18 protein-coding genes are annotated in these 20,694 nt (G+C 71.0%); 3 read left to right on the top strand and 15 right to left on the bottom strand.

Annotated features, from left to right (window positions below):
• Positions 1–10 precede the first annotated feature (10 nt).
• The 4 genes from ectA to QP939_RS17890 form a co-directional block, all read right to left on the bottom strand.
• A complete protein-coding gene (ectA, locus tag QP939_RS17905; protein WP_285457924.1) occupies positions 11–520 on the bottom strand; it encodes a diaminobutyrate acetyltransferase in 510 nt (169 codons plus the stop codon).
• A gap of 217 nt (positions 521–737) precedes the next feature.
• Positions 738–3,683 (bottom strand): patatin-like protein, encoded by a 2,946-nt coding sequence (locus QP939_RS17900; RefSeq protein WP_285457923.1) that lies wholly within the window; start codon positions 3,681–3,683, stop codon positions 738–740.
• Positions 3,684–3,797: 114 nt separating this feature from the next.
• The gene (locus tag QP939_RS17895; protein ID WP_285457922.1) at positions 3,798–5,033 is read right to left on the bottom strand and encodes a DUF445 domain-containing protein; all 1,236 of its coding nucleotides are present in this window, start codon (positions 5,031–5,033) and stop codon (positions 3,798–3,800) included.
• A 4-nt stretch (positions 5,034–5,037) separates the two neighbouring features.
• A complete protein-coding gene (locus QP939_RS17890; RefSeq protein WP_285457921.1) occupies positions 5,038–5,829 on the bottom strand; it encodes an Abi-alpha family protein in 792 nt (263 codons plus the stop codon).
• Positions 5,830–5,901: 72 nt separating this feature from the next.
• Here QP939_RS17890 and QP939_RS17885 point away from each other — a divergent pair, with 72 nt between their 5' ends.
• Complete coding sequence (locus tag QP939_RS17885) at positions 5,902–6,723, top strand: maleylpyruvate isomerase family mycothiol-dependent enzyme (RefSeq protein WP_285457920.1); 822 nt, start codon at positions 5,902–5,904, stop codon at positions 6,721–6,723.
• A 20-nt stretch (positions 6,724–6,743) separates the two neighbouring features.
• Here QP939_RS17885 and QP939_RS17880 read toward each other — a convergent pair whose 3' ends face one another.
• From QP939_RS17880 to QP939_RS17865, 4 genes are read right to left on the bottom strand one after another with little or no spacing between them, the layout of a single operon-like run.
• On the bottom strand, positions 6,744–7,205 hold the full coding sequence (locus QP939_RS17880; RefSeq protein WP_285457919.1) for a LapA family protein: 462 nt from the start codon (positions 7,203–7,205) through the stop codon (positions 6,744–6,746).
• A 46-nt stretch (positions 7,206–7,251) separates the two neighbouring features.
• Entirely contained in the window at positions 7,252–8,391 is a 1,140-nt protein-coding gene (locus tag QP939_RS17875) for a dipeptidase (protein WP_285457918.1), read from the bottom strand.
• A 42-nt stretch (positions 8,392–8,433) separates the two neighbouring features.
• The gene (locus QP939_RS17870; protein WP_285457917.1) at positions 8,434–9,036 is read right to left on the bottom strand and encodes an alpha/beta hydrolase; all 603 of its coding nucleotides are present in this window, start codon (positions 9,034–9,036) and stop codon (positions 8,434–8,436) included.
• Positions 9,033–9,998, bottom strand: a complete 966-nt coding sequence (locus QP939_RS17865; RefSeq protein ID WP_285457916.1) for a ring-cleaving dioxygenase — start codon at positions 9,996–9,998, stop codon at positions 9,033–9,035. The genes QP939_RS17870 and QP939_RS17865 overlap by 4 nt, the downstream gene beginning before the upstream one ends.
• 77 nt (positions 9,999–10,075) lie before the next feature.
• On the opposite strand from QP939_RS17865, the gene QP939_RS17860 reads away from it, so the two are divergent.
• Together QP939_RS17860 and QP939_RS17855 are read left to right on the top strand one after the other, a co-directional pair.
• Complete coding sequence (locus QP939_RS17860; RefSeq protein WP_285457915.1) at positions 10,076–10,534, top strand: MarR family winged helix-turn-helix transcriptional regulator; 459 nt, start codon at positions 10,076–10,078, stop codon at positions 10,532–10,534.
• Positions 10,535–10,581: 47 nt separating this feature from the next.
• Entirely contained in the window at positions 10,582–10,962 is a 381-nt protein-coding gene (locus QP939_RS17855; protein ID WP_285457914.1) for a VOC family protein, read from the top strand.
• 223 nt (positions 10,963–11,185) lie between these two features.
• On the opposite strand, the gene QP939_RS17850 is transcribed toward QP939_RS17855, so the two are convergent.
• The 7 genes from QP939_RS17850 to QP939_RS17820 form a co-directional block, all read right to left on the bottom strand.
• Positions 11,186–12,040, bottom strand: coding sequence for an amidohydrolase family protein (locus tag QP939_RS17850; RefSeq protein ID WP_285457913.1), 855 nt, complete (start codon positions 12,038–12,040; stop codon positions 11,186–11,188).
• Positions 12,037–13,581, bottom strand: a complete 1,545-nt coding sequence (locus QP939_RS17845; RefSeq protein ID WP_285457912.1) for a benzoate-CoA ligase family protein — start codon at positions 13,579–13,581, stop codon at positions 12,037–12,039. Before QP939_RS17845 ends, QP939_RS17850 begins: the two co-directional genes overlap by 4 nt.
• 8 nt (positions 13,582–13,589) lie before the next feature.
• Positions 13,590–15,011 carry a benzoyl-CoA 2,3-epoxidase subunit BoxB gene (gene boxB, locus QP939_RS17840; RefSeq protein ID WP_285457911.1) on the bottom strand — a complete coding sequence of 474 codons (1,422 nt, stop codon included), beginning with the start codon at positions 15,009–15,011 and terminating at the stop codon, positions 13,590–13,592.
• Positions 15,012–15,016: 5 nt separating this feature from the next.
• Complete coding sequence (gene boxC / locus QP939_RS17835) at positions 15,017–16,636, bottom strand: 2,3-epoxybenzoyl-CoA dihydrolase (protein WP_285457910.1); 1,620 nt, start codon at positions 16,634–16,636, stop codon at positions 15,017–15,019.
• Between the two features lie 32 nt (positions 16,637–16,668).
• Entirely contained in the window at positions 16,669–17,106 is a 438-nt protein-coding gene (locus QP939_RS17830; protein ID WP_285457909.1) for a hypothetical protein, read from the bottom strand.
• A gap of 103 nt (positions 17,107–17,209) precedes the next feature.
• Complete coding sequence (locus tag QP939_RS17825) at positions 17,210–18,112, bottom strand: GNAT family N-acetyltransferase (protein ID WP_285457908.1); 903 nt, start codon at positions 18,110–18,112, stop codon at positions 17,210–17,212.
• Between the two features lie 153 nt (positions 18,113–18,265).
• Complete coding sequence (locus QP939_RS17820; RefSeq protein ID WP_285457907.1) at positions 18,266–20,692, bottom strand: beta-glucosidase H; 2,427 nt, start codon at positions 20,690–20,692, stop codon at positions 18,266–18,268.
• Positions 20,693–20,694 lie beyond the last annotated feature (2 nt).

Genomic DNA, 20,694 nt, shown 5'->3' with positions numbered 1-20,694 from the left:
TTCTTTTCTCCTACTCGCCCGGATCTTTGCGTGTCGTGAGCGGACCGATGCGGTAAAGCTCTTCGGGGAGGTGCCCGGCTTCGGGGAAATCCTCGCCCGCGAACAGCACACTGGTTTCCACCGCGGCGTTCCAGCGCTTCGCGAACGACGTGAACAGCCGGATGGACGCCTCGTTGTCCGGGGTGATGGTGGTCTCGAGGTAACGCACCCCCTGGCCGACCAGACGCGTGTACAGCGCGTCGAGCAGCGCTCCGGCCAGGCCCTTCCCGCGCTGGGACGCGTCGACCGCGACCTGCCAGACGAGGGCCGCCTCCGGCGCGTCCGGCCTGCGGTAGCCGATGACGAATCCGACCGCCTTGCCGTCTTCACGCGCGACCACCGATGTCTCGGCGAAATCGCGGCACCACAGCATGTATGCGTACGGCGAGTTGAGATCGAGCTTGGCGGAATCACGCGCGATTCGCCACAGCTGCGCGCCGTCCGCCTTGGTCGGGGATTCGATCAAGTGCGTTACGGACATACTCAGGAAACGTAACAGAGAATTTTCCGCCCGCCAGCGACGTGGCTCACCGGACCCGCAATGACCTGCGACGACGCGGGGTACCCGGTGAGGAGTCCCACAAACATGTTTGATGCGGGCGATCGCTGGGCATACGCGCGCCTGGGCCGCGCGCACGTGGCCCGCGACCTCCTCCGACGATGACCCCAAACCGCCGTGATCGCAAGGCGACGGGCCGTCAACTCGGGCGGCGGAGCCGTCGCCACAAGGCACCGGCAGGCATCACGACCGCCGGGAGGATCAGCAGGCCGGACACGACGAGCCACCACACGGCGTGTTCGCCGCGTTGCCAGCCTGCTACGACCCCGCCGAGCCAGCCGAAGAAGGGCCGGGCGAGCGGCGGGAGGAACGCGGCCAGCAGCAGCGCGGCCACGACGAGCACGCCCAGCACCGAGAACAGCCGCCGCGGGGTGCGGCCCATGGTGAGCAGCGCCGTGGCCAGGTAGACGACCGCGCCGGCGAGCACCGGCAGGCCGACCCACTGGAGCACCGCGCCGCCGTTCGCGCCGATGACCAGCCCGGCGAGCAGGGCCAGCGCACCGGCGGCGAGCGAGCCCGCCGTGCCGAGGCGTGACGCGCCGCGAGCGACCTTCGCCGTGCTCCGCGCGACCGTCCGCAGGATGCCCGCGACCGTCCGCGGCCAGCCACCGGGCAGCCGGAACGCGACCGCACCGGCGTTGACGGTCGCGGCTCCGAGCGCCACCAGCGTCCGGGTCAGCCGGGCGGTGCCCTGCTCCCCGGCGAGCTTCTCGGCCGAGACGCGGCAGGCCTGGAACCGGGCCTGCGCGGTGCGTTCGTCACCGGGTTCCCGCGGCTCGTCGAGGGCCTTTTCGATGCCGGGGCGGTCGTCGGCGTCGAAGCGCGCGGCGAGCGTGACGACGGGGAGCTCTTCCGCGGCGATCCGGGCCTGCCGGGCGCGGGCCAGCACCATCGCCGTCACCGGCAGGCTGAGCGGCCGCTCGCCCTCGACGTCGACCGGGCGCAGGTCGGCGTCGAGGCCGAGGAACGCCAGCTCGGCGGTGAGCTGGTCCCGCAGCTGGCCGGCCTCGGCGGGCGAGCAGCCGTCCTGCTCGTCCGGCTTGCGCCAGCCCGGCCGGAGTGCCTCGGCGACCTCGTCGCGGAACCGCTCCCGCCCGACGACCTCCCGCAGCGTCTCGAGCCGGACGGGGTCGAGCAGGCACTGCACCAGCCAGCCCGCGCCGTCGACGCGGCCCCACATCCAGTCGTTCGCCCGCCACGACGCCTTGTAGAACGCGCCGAAGTAGCTGGCCTGCATCCCGGTCAGCTTGTCCCACGACCGGCGGCGCGTCATGTCCAGCAGCGTTCGCGAATCGGCGCTGACCTGCACGAGGTCGACGCGCTGGTCGACCGACGGCGCTTGGGCGAGCAGCCCGCGCGTCGCGACGTGCAGGGCCAGCAGCCGGGCTTGGACGACGTCGTCGGCCACGTCGTCGCCGGAGTCCAGCGCCAGCCAGGTCAGCAGGGTCGCGACCGTACCGCCGGGATCTTCGGTCGCGAGCGCGCGCAACGTCGGCGCCGCCGCTCGCAGGGCCGCGACCACCAGCGGCCACGCTTCGGCGACCGCGGCCGACCGGCCCAGGCCCGCCCACTCTTCGGCGAGCTCGCGCACCCACTCTTCGAGCGTGCTGCTCGCGCCGGGCCCGGCGTGCGCGGCGACCCACTGCGCGAGCCGCACCCCGCGCGCGGCGGTCGAGCGGGCGGCGTGCAGCTGGGCGCGCGCATCGTTGAGCTCTTTCGCGAGCGTGGCGTCCGGCCGGAGCCGGAACCCGGCGTTGACCAGCTGTAGGCCGGTGGCGACGGCGTCGTCGAGCGCGGTGGTCCGGTAGCCGACGAGCTCGGCGACGGCGACGCTGGTGGCGGGCGGCCGGGTGGGCACCCCGCTGCTCAGCCCGGTGACGGCGATGGTGCGCAGCTGCCGCGACATCCCGGAGGCCCAGTCCCGGTCCGGAGTGTCCACATCGGACAAGGCGTAGCGGCGGGCGGCGATCCGGACGAGCTCGGCGGCGTCCTCGGCGGTCCGCCGCTCGCGGTAGGCGGTGGCGACGCGGTCGTCGACCAGGCAGCCGGCACCCCCGCGCACGCCGAGCGCGGCGAGCGACACGCGGGTGTCCCGCGCGCGCAGCACGGCGTCGTTGTGCCGGGTGAGGTCGTCCAGTTCGGCGCTGATCGACTGGCTCATCACGGTGTTGACGACCTTGGCCATGGCGTTCGAGAGCAGGGGCGGACTGGCGGCGTCGCAGTCGACTGCGTCGGCTTCCCCTTCCCCGGTGGGGACGACGTAGAGCAGCAGCCGCCGGACGTCCGACTGCGACGGGCGTTCGAAGATCTCCCGCAAGGCGGGCCGCAGCGGCTTGTTGAGCAGGACGCCGCCGTCGGTGAGCCAGTGCGACCGGGTGAGCTCGGTGTAGGGCGTCATGTCGGGGTGCAGCCGGTCGGCGCCGTCGGTGCCGATCGGCATCCGCGAGAGTTCGAAGGCGCCAGGGAACGACGCGGTGGACCGCGCGGCGAGCGCGAGCGGACCCTCGACACCGGGCGTCCACAGTGGACCGCAGAACCGGAAGAGCATCCGGTGTTCGGTGTCCCGCACGAGGTTCCCGAGCGCGTCGTCGAACCGGGTGGTCTCGCCGTCGATCATGGTGCCGGTGAGCAGCACGGTGATGTCGGGTTCCTCGGCGGGCGCGGTCCCCTCGGCGGTGATCCGGTGCAGGGCGCGCTCGACGTCCCCGAGCAGCACGCGGTCGCCGTCGAGCACCGACCGCGGCGCTGCTTCCCGCGCGTCCCGGATGAGGTTTTCGAGCGAGCCGGTGGTGATCCAGGTGTCCCGGAGCACCTGCGGCGTCGAGCCGAAGGCCTCGGCGAGCCCGAGACAGGCGGCGTTGATACCGCCGGCGCTGGTCCCGGTGAGGACGTCGACGGAGACACTGGCGCGCAAGAGGTCGAGCAGCCGCCGGTAGAGCCCGGGTTCGGCGTCCCCGCGCGACTCCCGCAGCAGCTGCGAGGTTTCGGTGGCGACGCCGCCCATCCAGATGGCGAGGCTGGCCCCGCCGACCATGGTCACGGCGAGCCGGATCTCCTGCCGCCACGGTTCCGCTGACTCGGCCATGGGCACCCCGCCCGTCGTCGTCTCTGCCCGACGGAGATTAGAGGCGCGAAGTGACCGCCGGGATACGTGCGGGTGTACGGCCGTTCGGGTGGAACGGGTCGCCCGCACGGGCGCTCAGGCCGCCAGGTGCTCCAGCACCAGTACCTGCGCCTCACCGACGGCGAAGCCCAGCACGGCCCCGGTCGCGATCAGGATCCACTCGTCCTGCTCGAACGCCGGCCGCAGCAACCGCTCGAACTCGCGCGGCGACAGCTCCTTCATCTTCGACACCAGCACGTTCCGGATGTCCATCGCGTCGGTCGCGTAGTCCTCGATGTACCGCATCGTCTCCGGCAGCCGCGACATGATCTGGGACGCGATCGCCAGCTTCACGTCCTGGTACTTGCGCGACCCCACCGCGAACACCAGCAACGGCTTGGCCACGCTCCCCAGCTCCCGGTCCAGCTGACGCTGGATCAGCGCGAGCACCCGGTCGGACAGCGGCCCGTGCAGGATCGCCTCGATGACGTTGTGCGGGGTGATGATCTCCTTCGCGATCAGCGACCCGTACGCCTCCGCGACCTCCGCGCGCCGCTTCAGGAACAGCCCCTGCCACTGGACGCCGAAGTACCGGCGCGGCTCGATCGGGTAGAAGATCATCCGCAACGCCAGCCAGTCGGTGAACCAGCCGGTGAACAGGCCGAACACCGGCATGATCGGCGGGAACTTGAACAGCACCCACGCCACCATCTGGATCACGCCGATCGCGCCGCCGAACACCAGGCCGGAGCGGGCGATGAACTTGAACTCCTTCGCGCCGGCCTCCTGGAAGATCCGGTTCAGCAGGCGCTTGTCCTTGACCAGGCTGGTGACCACCATGCCCTTGAGGTCGAACACGCTGTCCACATCGGACTTGATCAGGTCGAGCACGGCGGCGACCATCCTCGGCGACTCGTGCTGGACGCGCTGGATCACCAGTCGCTGGACGCGCACCGGCAGCGACTCCCACAACCCCGGCTGGTAGTGCCCCGCCACCTCGCGCACGATGTCCTCGACGCCCGCGAGCAGCGGCTTTTCGATCTCCTTCGCGATCCGCCCGGCGTCCAGCCGCGCGACGACCTCCGCCGGTTTGATCAGCTGCTCGGTCATCGTGTCGCAGGCGATGCTCGCCATCCGCGCCGCGCGCTTCGGGACGATGCCCTGCCAGCCGAAGAACGGCTTGATCCCGAGGAACTCCACCGGCTGGAACATCATCCGGATCGCGACCAGCTTCGTGCCGTAGCCGATCAGCGCGGCCACCACCGGGATCGAGACGTAGAGGGGCCAGTGCTGCGCGAAGTCGGCGAGGATGCCGCTGAGGAAGGCCCCCATCCGGCTAGGCCATGCTCGGGTCGCAGGCCTGCCAGAACTGCGCCCCCAGGCGCGAGATGTGGATCGTCCGCCGGACGAACTTCGCGCGCTTGACGTGCTTCTCCGCCTCGCGCACGGTTTCGTCGGTCAGCAGGATCTCGTACTGCGTCTCCAGCGACGGCACCTCTTCGTCGAGGTCGACCAGGCCCAGCCCGATCAGCCGCGTGACGTAGCCGGGCACCTGGTCGGGCAGCGACACCCCGGCCGCCTTGCCGACCGTCGACGCGTTGCGCAGCGCGACCCGGCCGTTGCCGCCGAGGCCGGTGCGCTCGACGACGTCGACCGCGGGGAACGGCGAGCCGTCCGAGAGCGCCGACAGGATGCGGGCCTCGTCCGGAGTCAGCTGGCGCAGGATGATCGCGTAGAAGTACTCGCGGGCGCGTTCGCGGCCGAAGCCGATGGAGTGGTTGAGCAGTTCGGCCATCGCGGCGCGCAGCGGCTCGGCGTGGTTGTCGCGCGCGGGCACCAGCGTGACCGTCGCTTCGACCTTTCCGGGCACCGCCGGGCGGTTCATCGCCGACGCCGCGGTGAGCGCCGCGTGGTACGGGTCGTCGACCTCGTCCAGCCGACGGCGCAGCTCGCTCAGCAGCTGGTGCTCGACCTGCCGCACCGTGCGCTCCGCCGTCTCGACGCCGGGGAGCTTGCGGCCGAGCGCGAAACCGGTGCGCGCGGCCCAGCCCGCCAGCTGCCCGGCGCGGCGCGCGAGGTCCGCCACCTCGTCGCCGGTGCCCCGGCCGTTCGGTCGCTCTGCGTTCACGGACGGACTCCCCTCTGCATACGCGGTGATGCTACCTGTGAGTAGGCCGAATGGCGGTGTTTGGATGCACACATGAGTCCGACGCGCTGGGGTCCGCCGATCGACGTCCTTCCGTACTTCGCCAAGGAAGAACAAGCGCTGATGACACTGCTCAGCGCGCTGACCCCGGAAGACTGGACGCGGCCGACGATGTGCGACGGCTGGTCGGTCAAGGACGTCGCCGCTCACCTGCTGGGCGACAAGGTCGGCAGGCTGTCCCGCGGCCGCGACGGCCACTCCGCCGAAGCCCCCCGTCCGGGTGAGGCGTTCCCGCGGTTCATCGACCGGATCAACGAAGAGTGGGTCGTCGCGTGCCGCCGTCTCTCGACCGACGTCCTGCTGACGATGCTCTACGAGTTCATGGGCCAGACGACGGAGTACTGGGCGCAGCTCGACCTCGACGTGCTCGGCGAGCCGGTGAGCTGGGCGGGTGACGAGCCCGCGCCGCGCTGGCTGGACGCCGCCCGCGACTATTCGGAGTTCTGGGTCCACCACGTGCAGATCCGGGAGGCCCTGGAGCACACGCCGCTGGAGGCCGAGTACGCCGAGCCGATCGCCGACACGTTCGTCCGCGCGCTGCCGCACACCCTGCGTGACGTCGACGCCCGCGTCGGCAAGCAGGTCGGCTACACGGTCACCGGCGCGGGCAAGTGGTACGCGCGCCGCGAGCGCGACGGCTGGGTGCTGGACCGGGGCGCGCCGCCGTCGCGGACGCCGCTGGCCACCGTGACGACGGACCTCGACACGTTCTGGCGGCTCTGCACCCGCAACGCCGCGGACCTCGACCGCGTCCGCACCACGGGCGACGAAAACGTTTGCGCGACCGTGCTCGGGATGACGTCGATCATCGTCTGACCAGCGGGCAAACGCTTGCGTCAGCGGCGGCGGGCCTGCTTGCGCAGCTGCAGGATCCGGGCGCCGCCGATCAGCGCGACCAGGGCCGCGCCGCCGATCGCGGAGAACAGCATCGCGATGGCCAGCGGCAGGCTGCCCTCGGCACCGAAGAAGTGCACCGTCACCGAGTCCAGGTTCTGCAGGATGAAGATCAGCAGCACGATCAGCACGACGAGGCCGGCGATGACCGCGACCCACGTGCCGCTGATCCGCGTCGGCCGCGGCTTCGTGCCGGCGGCGGGCCTGCTCGGCGCCGGGCGCACCGGCGCGACCTCCTCGGCGCCGGGCCGGACGTCGCCCGCGCGCAGCTCGGCGGGCTCGAGAGCGCCCTCGGGCACCTCGGGCCCGGCCGCCTCGTGGCGGCCGGGGCCGTCGTGTCCGGGCAGGTCGTGGTTTCCGGGGCCGGTGGGGCGGTCGGCCGCGCCCCCGCGCGCGTGCGTCATGGGCCCAGTGTCCGTCCGGCGCGCGGGGAACGCCGCTTCAAACCCCCTAACGGGCGAAGCCGTCGACCTCGCGGAGGACGCGGAGCGTGTTCTTCCCGGCCAGTTTCGCGCAGTCGTCCTCACTCCACCCGCGCTCGAGCAGCGCGGCGAACAACACCGGGTACTTGGACGTGTCCTCCAAACCCTCCGGCAGCGAGCCGACGCCGTCGTAGTCGCCGCCGAGGCCGATGTGGTCGATGCCGGCGACCTCGCGGGCGTGCTCGACGTGCGCGACGACGTCCTCGACGGTGGCCTTCGGCTTCGGCGGGCCGTCCCACTCGGCGACGAACTTCCCGCGCTGGGTCAGGTTCCGGTAGTCCTGGCCCGCCTCCGCCATGGCGGCCTTGAGCTGCTGGTCCCAGGCGGTGACCTTCGGCGAGACGAACGCGGGCACGAACGTCGTCATCGCGACGCCGCCGTTGCCCGGCAGCTTCGCCAGGACGTCATCGGGGATGTTGCGCGGGTGGTCGTTGACCGCGAGGCACGAGGAGTGGCTGAAGATCACCGGGACCGAGCTGACCTCGATCGCCGCGTGCATCGTCGACGGCGCGACGTGCGAGAGGTCGACCATCATGCCGATCTTGTTCATCTCGCGGACGACGTCGCGGCCGAACTCGGTGAGCCCGCCGTGGGCCGGCTCGTCGGTGCCCGAGTCGGCCCAGGTGGTGTTGTAGTTGTGCGTCAAGGTCATGTAGCGGACGCCGAGGCGGCGCAGGATCCGCAGCACGCCGAGGGACTCGGCGATGCTGTGCCCGCCCTCGGCGCCGAGCAGCGACGCGATCCGGCCGTCGGCGAACGCGGCCTCGGCCTCGTCGGCGGTGTCGACCAGCCGGAGCCGGTCGGGGTAGCGCTCGGCCAGCTGGTAGACGACCTCGATCTGCTCCAGCACCGCCGTCACGGCGCTGTGGCCCTCGAACTCGCAGGGCACGTACACCGACCAGAACTGCATGCCGAGCTTCCCGTCGGCGAGCTTCGGGAAGTCGGTGTGCAGGGCGGGCTGCCGGACGGTCAGGTCCAGCGACGCGGCCGCCTCGACCGGGTTCGGGCCACCGTGCTGCCGCAGCTCCCACGGCAGGTCGTTGTGCCCGTCGGCGAGGATGGCGGCGTCCAGCAGTTTGGTAGCACGCTGTAGTGCCTCGTTAGTCATCGCCCGATCGTAGGCGGAGCCGGTATACGCTCCGTACAAACGCTAGGTCTTGATCCACTTCGTCGCTTCGCGCACCCCGTCCGCGGTGATCTGGTGCCCGCCGGGGTGGCGCTGCGTGACGACGTCGGCACCGCGCTCGCGCAGCAGCCGGATCAGCTCCTCGGTGGACGCCAGCGGCGCCATCGGGTCGCGTTCGCCGTTGGCCAGGAAGACGCGGGCGCCGCCGAGGTCGGTGGCGGGCGGGTCCGGGACTGGCGACATCGCCGCGAACAGGGCGGCTTCGCGCACGACCTCGGGCCGCAGCAGCACCAGGGCGGCGGCGATGTTCGCGCCGTTCGAGAAGCCGATGGCGACCACGCGGCGATCGCCGAAGCCGTACTTCTCACGGGCTTCGAGGACGAAGTCCGCGAGCTGGTTCGCGCGCCTGACGACGTCTTCGTGGTCGAACACGCCCTCGGCCAGCCGCCGGAACCAGCGCGCCGCGCCGTACTCGGACACCGGGCCCGCCGGGGCGAGCACGGCGGAGTCCGGGCTCAGCTCGCGCGCCAGCGGCAGCAGATCCGCCGGGCTGCCGCCGGTGCCGTGCAGCAGGAGCAGCACCGGCGCGTCCGGCGCCCCTTCGACGTACTCGTGCTCGAGCGTCATGACAGCTCCGGGTTGTTCTCGGTGGGAAGGTTCAGCTTGGGCAGCATGTGCTCGATCTCTTCGCGGCGCGGCTCCAGCCACGGCGGCAGCTTGAGCGCGCGGCCCAGCTCCAGCAGCGGCTCGTCGACCGCGAAGCCCGGTTCGTCGGTCGCGACCTCGAGCAGCGTGCCACCCGGCTCGCGGAAGTAGATCGAGCGGAAGTACTGACGGTCCAAAATGGACGTCACGTGCACGCCCTTGTCCACCAGCTCCTCGCGCCAGGTCTTCTGGGTTTCCTCGTCCGGCGCGCGCCAGGCGACGTGGTGCACGGTGCCCGCGGCGACCAGCCCGCGCGGCGCGTCCGGCGTCACGAGGACGTCGACCAGCGCACCCGGCCCGCCGTCACCGGCGGCGAAGCGCAGGCGGTTGCTTTCCTGGTGCGCGAAGCCGAGGCCGAGCCCGTCGGTGAGCATGCCGGCGGTGGCGTCCTCCTTGTTCACCGAGAGCGTCACCGAGTGCAGGCCGCGGATGGCGTGCTCGGCGGGGACGAGCTGGGTGTCCCACGGGTCGCGGGGGTCGCCCTGCGGGTGCGCGACGAGCGCGAGCTGCAGGCCGTCCGGGTCGCGGAAGGTGAGGGTGTCCTCGTCGTCGGCGTTGCGGATCTCGCCGGTCTCGACGCCGCTCGCCGCCAGGTGCCGCTTCCACCAGCCGATCGAGGCCTCCGGGACGGAGAACGACGTAGTCGTGGCCTGGCCGGTGCCGCGGCGGCCGCTCGGCGCGTCGGGCCACGGGAAGAAGGTCATCAGCGAGCCCGGCTTGCCCGAGCTGTCGCCGTAGTAGAGGTGGTAGGTGCCGGGGTCGTCGAAGTTGACCGTGGTCTTGACGAGCCGCAGGCCCAGGGTCCGCAGGTAGAAGTCGGCGTTGCGCTGCGGGTCGCCGCCGATGGCGGTCACGTGGTGCAGACCGGAAGTCTTGATCGACATGGTTGCCTCCTGAGTTCCCAAGGTAACCCCAGAACCTCTCGCGCGCAAGATATATTCCGGCAAGGTAAGCTGGCGCCGTGACACCCGATCCGAAGACCGACGACGACGAGATCGTCACCTGGTGGGGCCTGGTCATCGAGGGCTACCTGGCCACGCAGGACAAGCTGATGGGCGAGATCGCCGAGCGCCTTGGGCTGGCCCCAGCGTCGTTCGACATCCTGTTGCGGCTGGTCCGCTCGCCCGATCACCGGATGCCGATGACGAAGCTGGCGACCGAGGCGGCGCTGTCGTCGGGCGGCTTCACGAAGGTGGCGGACCGCCTGGTGGCGGCCGACCTGATCTGCCGCGTCCCGAGCCCCGACGACCGCCGCGTCACGTTCGCCGCGCTGACCGACCACGGGCTCGACATGGCGAACAAGGCCCGCTCGGCGGCGGCGGAGATCCTCCGCCGGATCGTCCTGACCCCGCTCGGCGACGACGCGGGGGCACTCGCCGCAGCGATGCGGACACTGCGCGAGGCCAACACCGACCGTTGAAAAAGTCGAGGTCACGGCGGTGCGGACGCGGGCGCACCATGGGAGTCATGCTGACCGAATCGACCATCACGACGATGCTCCCGGTGACCGACAGCGAACGCGCCGGCCACTTCTACGCGGACTCCCTCGGCCTGACGCGCACGGGGAAGGGCGAAGACGGAACGCAGTACTTCGCCACGGCCGGCGGCGCCATCGGGCTCCGGCCGATGCCGGCCGGCTCGCAGAGCGAGAACACGGCGCTGAGCTTCGAGGTGGGCGACCTCGAGGCGGAGATCTCGGCACTGGAGAGCCACGGCGTGCGGTTCCAGGACTTCGAGATGGAGGGCCTGAAGACGGTCGACCACATCGCGGAACTGGGCAAGGAACGCGCGGCGTGGTTCACCGACTCCGAGGGCAACGTCCTCTGCCTGCACCAGATGCTGGGCTGAGCTTCTGGGGGCGCGGGGGTGCCGCGCGTCACCGGCACCCCCGCGTGCGCAGCCACGCTTTCGCCGCGGCTTCGGCGTCCCGGGATCGCTTCGCGCGCCGCGGAAGAGGTACTGCGCGCGGGCCGCCACTGTGGGCCAGTCGCCCCGACCGGCGTCGATCGCCTCCGCCCGGATCAGCGCGATCGTTCGGGTCGGGAACCCCGGCGCTCCCCATCGGGCCAGGCTACGCGAGCGACGGCATCAGCTTGATCGCGTTGCCCGACAAGACCCCGGTCAGCACGTCCTCCGGCAGGCCGAGCGCGGCGAGCGCGCGGACGTTCTTCGCCACGCTGGGCACCCCCGGCCAGTCCGTGCCGAACACGAACTTCCCGGCCAGCCGCACGAGGTCGAACCGCTGGTAGTACTCCGGCAGCTTCTTCGGCGGCAGCCCGGCGAGGTCGAGCCAGACGTTGTCCCGCGCCAGCGCCAGGAACGCCGCGACGTCGTACCACCACCCGCGGCCGCCGTGGGCGAACACGAACTGCAGTGACGGGAAGTCTTCGACCACATCGGACAGCAGCTCCGGGTTCCCGAAACTGGTGCGGGACCCGGGAAAGCTCGACGTTCCGGAGTGGAGGATCACCGGCACCCCGCGCTCCAAGCACAGCTGGTAGACCGGGTACAGCTCCTTGTCCGCCGGCGAGAACGCGCCGTGGACCGGGTGGATCTTCAGCGCCACCGCGCCCAGGTCAAGCTGCCGCTCGACCTCCGACACGGCCGGGTGGTGCAGGTACGGGTTGACGTTCGCGACGAGCCGGAAGCGCGTCGGGTTGTGCTCGACCAGTGGCAGGTTGTCCTCGATCGGCTGGATGCCGGTCGCGCGCGGGCTGTACTCGCAGAACAGCAGCACGCGGTCGACGCCCTCGGACTCCATCAGCTCGTCCATCGCCGCCGGGACGACTTCCCCCGACGACGAGTACACCGACCGCCACGGGTACTGCCCCGCGAAGTCGTGCGCCCACTGCAGCCAGGCGGGTTTGAGCGTCGGGAGGCGTGGGGCGTGGACGTGCGCGTCGACCACGAAGTGCTCGTCGATCACGGACTGGGCACCACCCGCAGCACGTCGCGGACCTGCTCGCGGATCACGTTCCGGCGGATCTTGCCGGTCGCCGTCTTCGGCAGCTCGGCCAGCTCGACCACGCCGCGCGGGCGCTTGAACGCCGCCAGGCCCTCGCGGCAGAACTCGATCAGCTCGTCCGGGTCCACAGTGGACCCCGGGGCGGCGACCACGCACGCCACCGGCTTGTCGAGCCCGTCGGCGTCCGGCGCCGCGACGACCGCGACCTCGGCCACCGCCGGGTGCTGCCGCAGCCGTTCCTCCACTTCGGACGGTGACACCCAGATCCCGCCCGCCTTCAGCATGTCGCCGAACCGGCCGAGGCAGGTGTACGTCCCGTCCTCGTTGCGCACGTAGCTGTCGCCGGTCCGCAGCCACTCGCCCTGGAAGACCAGCTTGGTCGCGTCGTACCGCGCCCAGTAGCCGGTCGCCGTCGACGGCCCGGAGACGAACAGCTCACCCGGCTTCCCGACGGCGTCGATCACCGCGCCCGCTTCGTCGCGGATCTGCACGGAGTAACCGGGCACGGGCACGCCGGTGCTGCCGGGGCGCACCGAGCCGGGCTGGTTCGACAGGAAGATGTGCAACGCCTCGGTCGACCCGATGCCGTCGAGGATTTCCAGCCCGAACCGGGCGCGGAACCGTTCGAACAGCGACGCGGGCAGCGGCTCCCCGGCCGAGACGGCGTGCCGCACGGACGCGAACGAGTCGTCGGGGACGTCGCTGGCGAGCAGCGCCGCGTAGAACGTCGGCACGGCGAAGAAGAGCGACGGCTGCTCTTCGCGGGCGCGTTTGGCGAACAACGCGGGCGTCGGGCGCGAAGGCTCGAGCAGCGTCGTCGCACCCGCGCCGAGCGGGAAGAAGCACGAGTTCCCCAGCCCGTAGGCGAAGAAGAGCTTCGGCACGGACAGGAACCGGTCCGCCGGGGTCGTCGCCAGTACGCCGCGTGCGTACGTCTCGCAGACCGCGCGGATGCTCGCGTGCCGGTGCATCGCCCCCTTGGGCTGCCCGGTCGTCCCCGACGTGTACAACCACAGCGCGGGCGAGTCCTCCCACGTCTGTCCACTTCGGAACGTCCCGGTCAGCGACGGCCACTCGTGCGTCCGGGCGCCGAACGCGGCGGCGTCGGCCCGGTCGAGCACGACGTCGGTGACCTCGGGCGCGAGCCCTAAGGCCGTCACCGCCTGCTCGGCGAACTCACCGGACACGCACAGCACGCGCGCCCGCGAGTCGGCCAGCATCTTGCCCAGCTCGAGCCCGGTGACCATGGTGGACACCGGCACCGCGACCGCGCCGGCCAGCATCGCGCCGAGGATGCCGGAGAGCAGCTCGACGTCGTCGACCATGCAGAACATGACCCGTTCTTCGGGCCGCACGCCGAGCTCGGCCAGCCCGGCCGCGACGCGCCGGGACTCCGCCGCCAGCTCGGCGTAGGTGAGCGAACGCCGGGGCGACACGACCGCGGTCGCGTCCGGGTGCCCGGCCGAGAGCAGGTACTCCGCCGCGTTGAACCCTGTCGCCACCAGACCTCCTACGTGAGGTACACGTACTCGTAGTCGAAGGGCTTCCCGTTGATGCCCTGCCGCGGCGGCGCCACCCAGCTCGCGATCTTCCCGCGCTCGTACACCGGGTGCATCAGCGAGCGGACGAACGTGAGGTCCTCGGTCGTGGGCAGCCACTTGCGTTTGCCGGCCTCCCAAGTCGCCTCGTCGACGATGGTCCCGTCGGGAGTGACGTGGTGGCCGGAGTTTATGCCCACTTCGCGGTTGAAGCCAGGGTGCGGCAGGCGGAACGCGTGGTCGATGCCGGCCTCGGAGAGGATCTTGTTCCAGCGGTTGACGCCGGTCTGGCAGTCGGCGACGTACTCGCTGCGCAGGTCGAGGTTGAGCAGCAGGATGGCCTGCATCTCCTCGGTCGTCCAGGTGCCGTCGCCGTTGGGCCGCTCGAGCGTGCGGGCGTCCTCGGTGAGCTTGTGGTCGTCCTTGCGGCGGGTCTCCTGCCAGCGGCCCTTGAGCCCGGCGGTGTAGTAGTTCGCCGCGTTCGTCGACGTCTCGCTGCCGAACAGGTCCAGGGACACGGTGTAGTGGAAGTTGATGTACTTCTGGATGATGTCGAGCGGGACGCCGCCGTGCGGGCCGATGTCGAACGTGTCGTGCTCGCGGATCAGCTCGGCGCTGCGGGTCACCACGCGGTCGACGCCGGTGGTGCCGACCATCATGTGGTGCGCTTCCTCCTTCAGCATGAACTCGCAGGTGCGCGAGAGCGGGTCGAAGGAGGACTCCTTGAGCGTGCCGAGCTGGTACTTCCCGTCGCGGTCGGTGAAGTAGGTGAACATGTAGAACGCGAGCCAGTCGGCGGTTTCCTCGTTGAACGCGCCGAGGATGCGGGGCGCGTCGGGGCTGCCGGAGTTGCGCAGCAGCAGCCCTTCGGCCTCGTCGCGGCCTTCGCGGCCGAAGTAGGCGTGCAGCAGGTACACCATCGCCCACAGGTGACGGCCCTCTTCGACGTTGACCTGGAAGAGGTTCCGCAGGTCGTAGAGGCTCGGCGCGGTCAGGCCGAGGAGCTTCTGCTGCTCGACCGACGCCGGCTCGGTGTCGCCCTGGATGACGATCAGCCGTTGCAGGTCGGCGCGGTATTCACCGGGCACCTGCTGCCAGACCGGCTCGCCCTTGTGCTCGCCGAAGGCGATGCGGCGGTCCGGGTCGCGCTCGGCGAGGAAGATGCCCCAGCGGTAGTCGGGCACGTTGACGTGGTCGAAGTGCGCCCAGCCCTCGCGGCCGACGCTGACCGCGGTGCGCAGGTAGACGCCCTGGGTCTCCAGCGTCGGGCCCATCTCGCCCCACCAGTGCATGAACTTCGGCTGCCAGCCCTCCAGCGCCCGCTGCAGCCGCCGGTCCTCGGAGAGGTTGACGTTGTTGGGGATCTTGGCGTCGTAGTCGATCTTCTCGGGCATCTGCGCTAGACCCGCTTCCTGTCGAAGACGGCCTTCTGACCCGTACCGTAGCGGCGCAGCGCGCCCTCCGGTCCGGACGCGTTCGGCCGGGTGAAAATCCAGTTCTGCCAAGCCGCCAGGCGGCCGAAGATCTTGGTCTCGATGGTCTCGGGACCGACGAACCGGTGGTTGGCCTCCATTCCGGTGAGGGCGTCCGGGGACAGGGACGCCCGGCCCTCGAGCGCGATCCGGATCTCGTCCTCCCAGTCGAGGTCGTCCGGCGCGTCGGTGACCAGGCCGAGCTCGACGGCTTCGGCGGCGCTCAGGTCGCGGTTCTTTTCGCGGGCGAGCCAGGTGAGGTGGTCGTCGTCGCCGTAGAAGCGGGCCTGGAGCCGGGAGAGGCCGTTGCCCATCGGGAAGACCCCGAAGTTGGCTTCGGACAGCCGGATCGTGGCGCGTTCGTCGCTGTCTTCGTCGTCGATCGGCGGACCGTCCAGCATGTACTGCCGGTCCGCGGCGAGCGCGACCTCCAGGAGGGCCCCGGCGAAGCAGCTGCCCGGCTCGATCAGCGCGATCAGGCTGCGGCTGGTGACGTCCAGGCGTTTGAGGGTGCGCTTGAAGTAGTGCGTGATCTCGTTGGCCAGCCAGTCCTTGCCGCCGAGGACGGCCTGCTCGTGCGCGAGCACCTTCTCCGGGTCGCCCTGGGTCCGCAGGATCCACGTGCCCGCCTCGACCTCGTTGGTGCGCAGCCGCAGGATGGCGTCGTCCAACTCGCGGGTCATGGCGAGGAACCAGCCGTTCGCGCCCTCTTCGTGGAGGTCGCCGGGGTCGGTTTCCGGCCCCTTGATGGTGATCGTGGCCTGGTCCTTTTCGACCTCGACGGCGACGTAGCGGTGTTCGAGCGGGGTCAGCTCGATGCCGCCTTCGCCGGTCCGGCCGGACTCGCGGGCGATCTCACGCGCGCGTTTCCGGACGGTCTCGCGGAAGTCCTGGCGCGGGACCAGCTCGTCGACCAGCCGCCAGTCGACCGCCGTCTTGCCCTTGACGCCGTCCGGGCGCGTCGCGAAGACGTCGGCGAGGTCCCGGCGGACGCGCCGTTTGTCGACGACCCGCGTCAGGCCGCCGGTGCCGGGCAGCACGCCGAGCAGCGGGACCTCAGGCAGCGCGACGGTCGAGGAGTTGTCGTCGATCAGCAGGATCTTTTCGCAGGCCAGCGCGATTTCGTAGCCGCCGCCCGCGCAGGTGCCGTTCACCGCGGCGATGTAGGTCTGGCCGGAGTGCTCGGTGGCGTCCTCCATGCCGTTGCGGGTCTCGTTGGTGAACTTGCAGAAGTTCACCTTCCAGTGGTGCTCGGACGCCGCCAGCATCCGGATGTTCGCGCCGGCGCAGAAGACCTTGTCCTTCGCGCTGGTCACCACCACCACGCGGACTTCGGGGTGCTCGAACCGCAGCCGCTGGGTGGCGTCGTACAGCTCGATGTCGACACCCAGGTCGTAGGAGTTCAGCTTCAGCTCGTAGCCGGGGACGAGCCCGCCCTGCTCGTCGACGTCCATCTCCAGCCACGCCACCTCCCCGTCGATCTGGAGGCGCCAGTGGCGGTACTCGTCCGGACGACGGTCGAAGGCAACCGGTGTGGTGGTGGTCACTCACCCGATTGTCTACACACTTCAGACGGACGTCAATGTTGTGTAGAAACTTGATCTCGCGCGGTCACCCGGTTGAGCGTCGCCCAGGCCCAGGTTACGAAGACCCACAGGGCGAGGGCTGCCGCCGAGTCGGTGAAGATCGTCGCGAACCAGAACGCGGGGATGTGCACGTCGCCGACCAGGAAGTGGCCCGCGCTGGCCAGCCCGGACAGCGAGTAGACCAACAGGAACGCCAGCGCCCGCGGGTACCGGCCCCGGACGTACGCGCGGTAGCCGAGCCAGCCGAACGCGGTGAACAGCACCCAGCCGAAAGCGACCACGACCTGCGTGACCACCAGCGGAACGCCGGGGAGCGGCGGGTAGTCCGCCGCCCGCACGACGTTGTGCGAGTAGTGCAGCACGGTGCTGACCAGCGAAAAGCCGAGAATCGCGCGGAGCGGCGTCAGCCCCTTCTCCTGCAGAACGTCCATCACGGGCCCCCGTCCGATTTGATAGATCGCTCTAGCGACGGTAGCGCCCGCGGGTCGTGAGTGGCGATTCGGGTTAGAACCCGAATCGCCACTCACGACGGCGTCAGACCAGGTCGATGCGGTGTTGCGTCACGGGGTAGCCCGCCTTCGCGAACGCCTTGGCCATCGGGACGTTGCCGACGTCGGTGCCCGCGACGATCCGGTCGGCGCCGTACCCGACGAGGTCGTGCGTGGCCTCGACGAGCAGGTCGTAGGCGTAGCCGTGGCCGCGGTGCTCCGGCAGCACGGCGATGTAGCCGACCACCGGGTCGTAGACGTTGCGGCTCGGCAGCGTGAGCCCGACCAGCTCGCCTTCGGGCGTGTACGCCAGCCGCCACCACTCCCGCGGCGCGGGCATCCACCGCATGATGTCGAGGTCCTCCCGCGCGGCCGCGTCGAGCCCCTTCTCGGCGACCGTGTGGCGGACGTGCGCGTCGAGGCTGCCCACGTGGACCCGCTTGAACACCTCGAAGATGACGTCGTCGTCCGGCTCGGGCCGGAACTCGAGCCGTCCCGGCTTCTCCGGCAGGCCGCGCTCCGGCGTCCAGCGGAACCGGTAGCGCTCGACGAGCTTGCGGTAGCCCGCCTTCTCGGCCGCCTCGACGCGGACGTTCACCTCGTGCGCGACGGCGGGGTCGTCCGGCCACGCGGGTGGCGTGGTCAAGGAGTACTCCGCGCGCAGCGGCGCCGTCTTGAGCAGGTGGACACCCGCGTCGAAGTCGGTGAAGTCGAACCAGTCCAGCGCGATCGGGGCATCGTCGTCGGGCCGGGCCCACCACGCGGCCCGCGCCACGACGACGCCGTCGCGCAGCGCGACCCAGGTCCACTCGGGCCGGTATTCGCCCTTCGCCGCCATCTCGGCGAAGTCGTCGCCCAGCAGCGTGCGGCCGACGAGACCGCGGTCGGGCAGGGACGTGAACAGTGCTTCTTCGCCCGCTTCGAGCGGGCGCACGACCAGATCGGTCATGGAGATCCTTCCAGGAGTACGCGCTCCCGGTCAGAGACCCGGCACCCTCGTTCCGAGGTGGGAGCGCGTGATCGGTTGCGTGATCATCGGTCCCACCTCCTTTCCCGGTTCGTGGGGTGCTCGCGGGACGTTAGCGGACACCGCCGGGCGTGCTCAACGGATTTTCTGCAGCACCACCCGCGTGCTCAGCCGCGGCTGGTCGTAGGCGTGCGAGGCCTCCAGGACGTATTCGCCCGCGATGTGCCGCCAGCCGTCGCGCCAGGCTTCGACCGACCTCGGCGCGATGGCGATGTCGGCCTCGACCGCTTCGCCCGGCCCGGCTTCGACGCTCGCGAACCCGGCCAGCCAGCGGTGCGGCCGGTCGCCGCGCTCGGTCGGGGCCAGGTAGACCTGGACGACCTCGCGCCCGCGCCGTTTCCCGGTGTTGCGCACGCGGACCCGGACGCGGGCGCCGCCTTCGTCGTCCGGGTAGGCGTCGAGTTCCTCGTACACCCAGGTCGTGTAGCCCTGGCCGTGGCCGAACCAGTAGGCGGGCTGCCGGTCGGCGCGCGCCCAGGCGCTGTAACCGATGTAGACGCCTTCTTCGTAGGCCAGCACGCCGTCTTCCGGCGTCACGTTGGTGACCGGTGCGTCTTCGAGCTTCGCGGGCCACGTCGTCGGCAGGCGGCCGCCGGGTTCTTCGCGGCCGAAGAGGACGTCGGCGAGCGCGTCGCCGCCCGCCTGGCCGGGGAACCAGGTGAGCAGCACCGCGGCGACGTCGTCGCGCCACGGCAGCTCCACCGGGGAACCGGCGTTGACCACGACGACGGTGTTGCTGTTGACCTCGGCGACTCTGCGCACGAGTTCGTCCTGCCTTCCCGGCAGGGCGAGGGAAGTCCGGTCGAAGCCTTCGCTCTCGACCTCGGCGGTCGTGCCGACCACGACGACCGCGACGTCCGATTTCCCCGCCAGGGCAACGGCTTCCTCGATGGCCGCGTCAGGGTCGAGGACCGGGCCGCGGTGGCCGAGCGCGAACGTGACCCACGCGAAGGTGCCGCGCGCGAACTCCGCCATCTCCGACGGGATCCAGTAGGTGAGGCTGACGTCGACCGGCTCGCCCGCGGCCAGTTCGACCTCCCGCCGCTGCTCGTGGACCTGCATGATCGACGTGAAGATGTCCCCGCCCTCCGGCAGGTTCACGCCGTCGAAGAGGGTTTGCCCGGCGACGGTGAGGCGCAGGTCGCCGGGGCCGGTGACGGCGAAGGTGTGTGTACCGCCGCGCTCGGGCAGGAACGTTCCGGCGATCTCGACCGACGCGAGCGTGCCGATGTCGAGTCCCTCCGGCAGTTCCCCGATCCAGTCGATTCTGGCTTCCCTGAGCGGAAATTCAGCCAATCGGGTGCCATCCGCGGCTCGGGCCGTCGCACGGAGCCGGAAATTGTCGGTGGCCGCCGGTAGCGTCGTCCGCGGATCGGCACCGGTGGCGAAACCGAGTTCGGTGCCGGGGGGAACGGCTTTCCGGAGCCCGTCGAGAGGGGAGACCACGTGGTCGGGGAACACGGTGGCACTGCCACCGCCGAGGATCTTGGGGTCCGCGGCCAGCGCGCCGACGAGCGCGATGCTGCGCGGCTCCCGCAGTGGCAGGATGCCGGATTCGTTGCTGAGCAACACGAACGACCGGTGCGCGACCTCGCGCGCGACCGCGTGGCCGTCCATAGTGGACAGCTGCGGCTCAGGGGCGCCGTCGAGCGCGCCGGTCCGGTGGGCCAGCAGGAGCACGCGGCGGACCATGGCGTCGACGACTTCTTCGTCGACTTCGCCGCCGCGCACGGCTTCCGCGAGCCGCGCGCCGAAAACCGTGCGCGGGCCGGGCATCGCGACGTCGAGGCCGCCGGCGGCGGAGGCGACGGTGTCGCGCGCGGCCAGCCAGTCGGACACGACGAAGCCGTCGAAGCCCCACTCGTCGCGCAGCACGCCGTTGAGGAGCTCGGCGTGCTGGGTCATCGTGGTGCCGTTGACGCTGTTGTAGGCGGCCATGATCCCCCACGGCTTCGCGCGCCGGACGATGAGCTCGAAGGGCGCGAGGTAGAGCTCGCGCAGGGCGCGTTCGCCGACGTGGACGTCGGCGGTGAAGCGCTCGGTCTCGAAGTCGTTGGCGACGAAGTGCTTGACCGTGACGGCGACCCCGCCGTCCTGCACGCCGGTGACGTAGCCGGCGCCGATCATCCCGGTGAGGAGGGGATCTTCCGAGTAGCACTCGAAGTGGCGGCCGCCGAGTGGTGAGCGGTGGAGGTTGACCGTCGGGGCGAGCAGCACGTGCACGCCCTTGCGCCGGGCTTCCCGCGCGAGCAGGCGGCCGACGCGCACGGCCAGCCGCGGGTCCCAGCTCGCGGCGAGGGCCGTCGGGCTGGGCAGGGTCACGGAGGGGTCGTCCGGGCTCCACCGCACCCCGCGGACGCCGACCGGGCCGTCGGAGAGCACGAGGGAGACCAGGCCGATGTCCGGCCGGGCGGGAAGGGTCCAGACGTCCTGGCCGGCGAGCAGGCTCGCCTTGGCGTCCAGGTCGAGCTCGGCCAGCAGCGCGTCGACGTCGAAGCTCATGG

Source organism: Amycolatopsis nalaikhensis, from assembly GCF_030264295.1.
Taxonomy (GTDB): domain Bacteria; phylum Actinomycetota; class Actinomycetes; order Mycobacteriales; family Pseudonocardiaceae; genus Amycolatopsis; species Amycolatopsis nalaikhensis.
The sequence above is the reverse complement of the archived record's forward strand: the minus strand, read 5'-3'. Positions and strand labels throughout refer to the sequence as shown.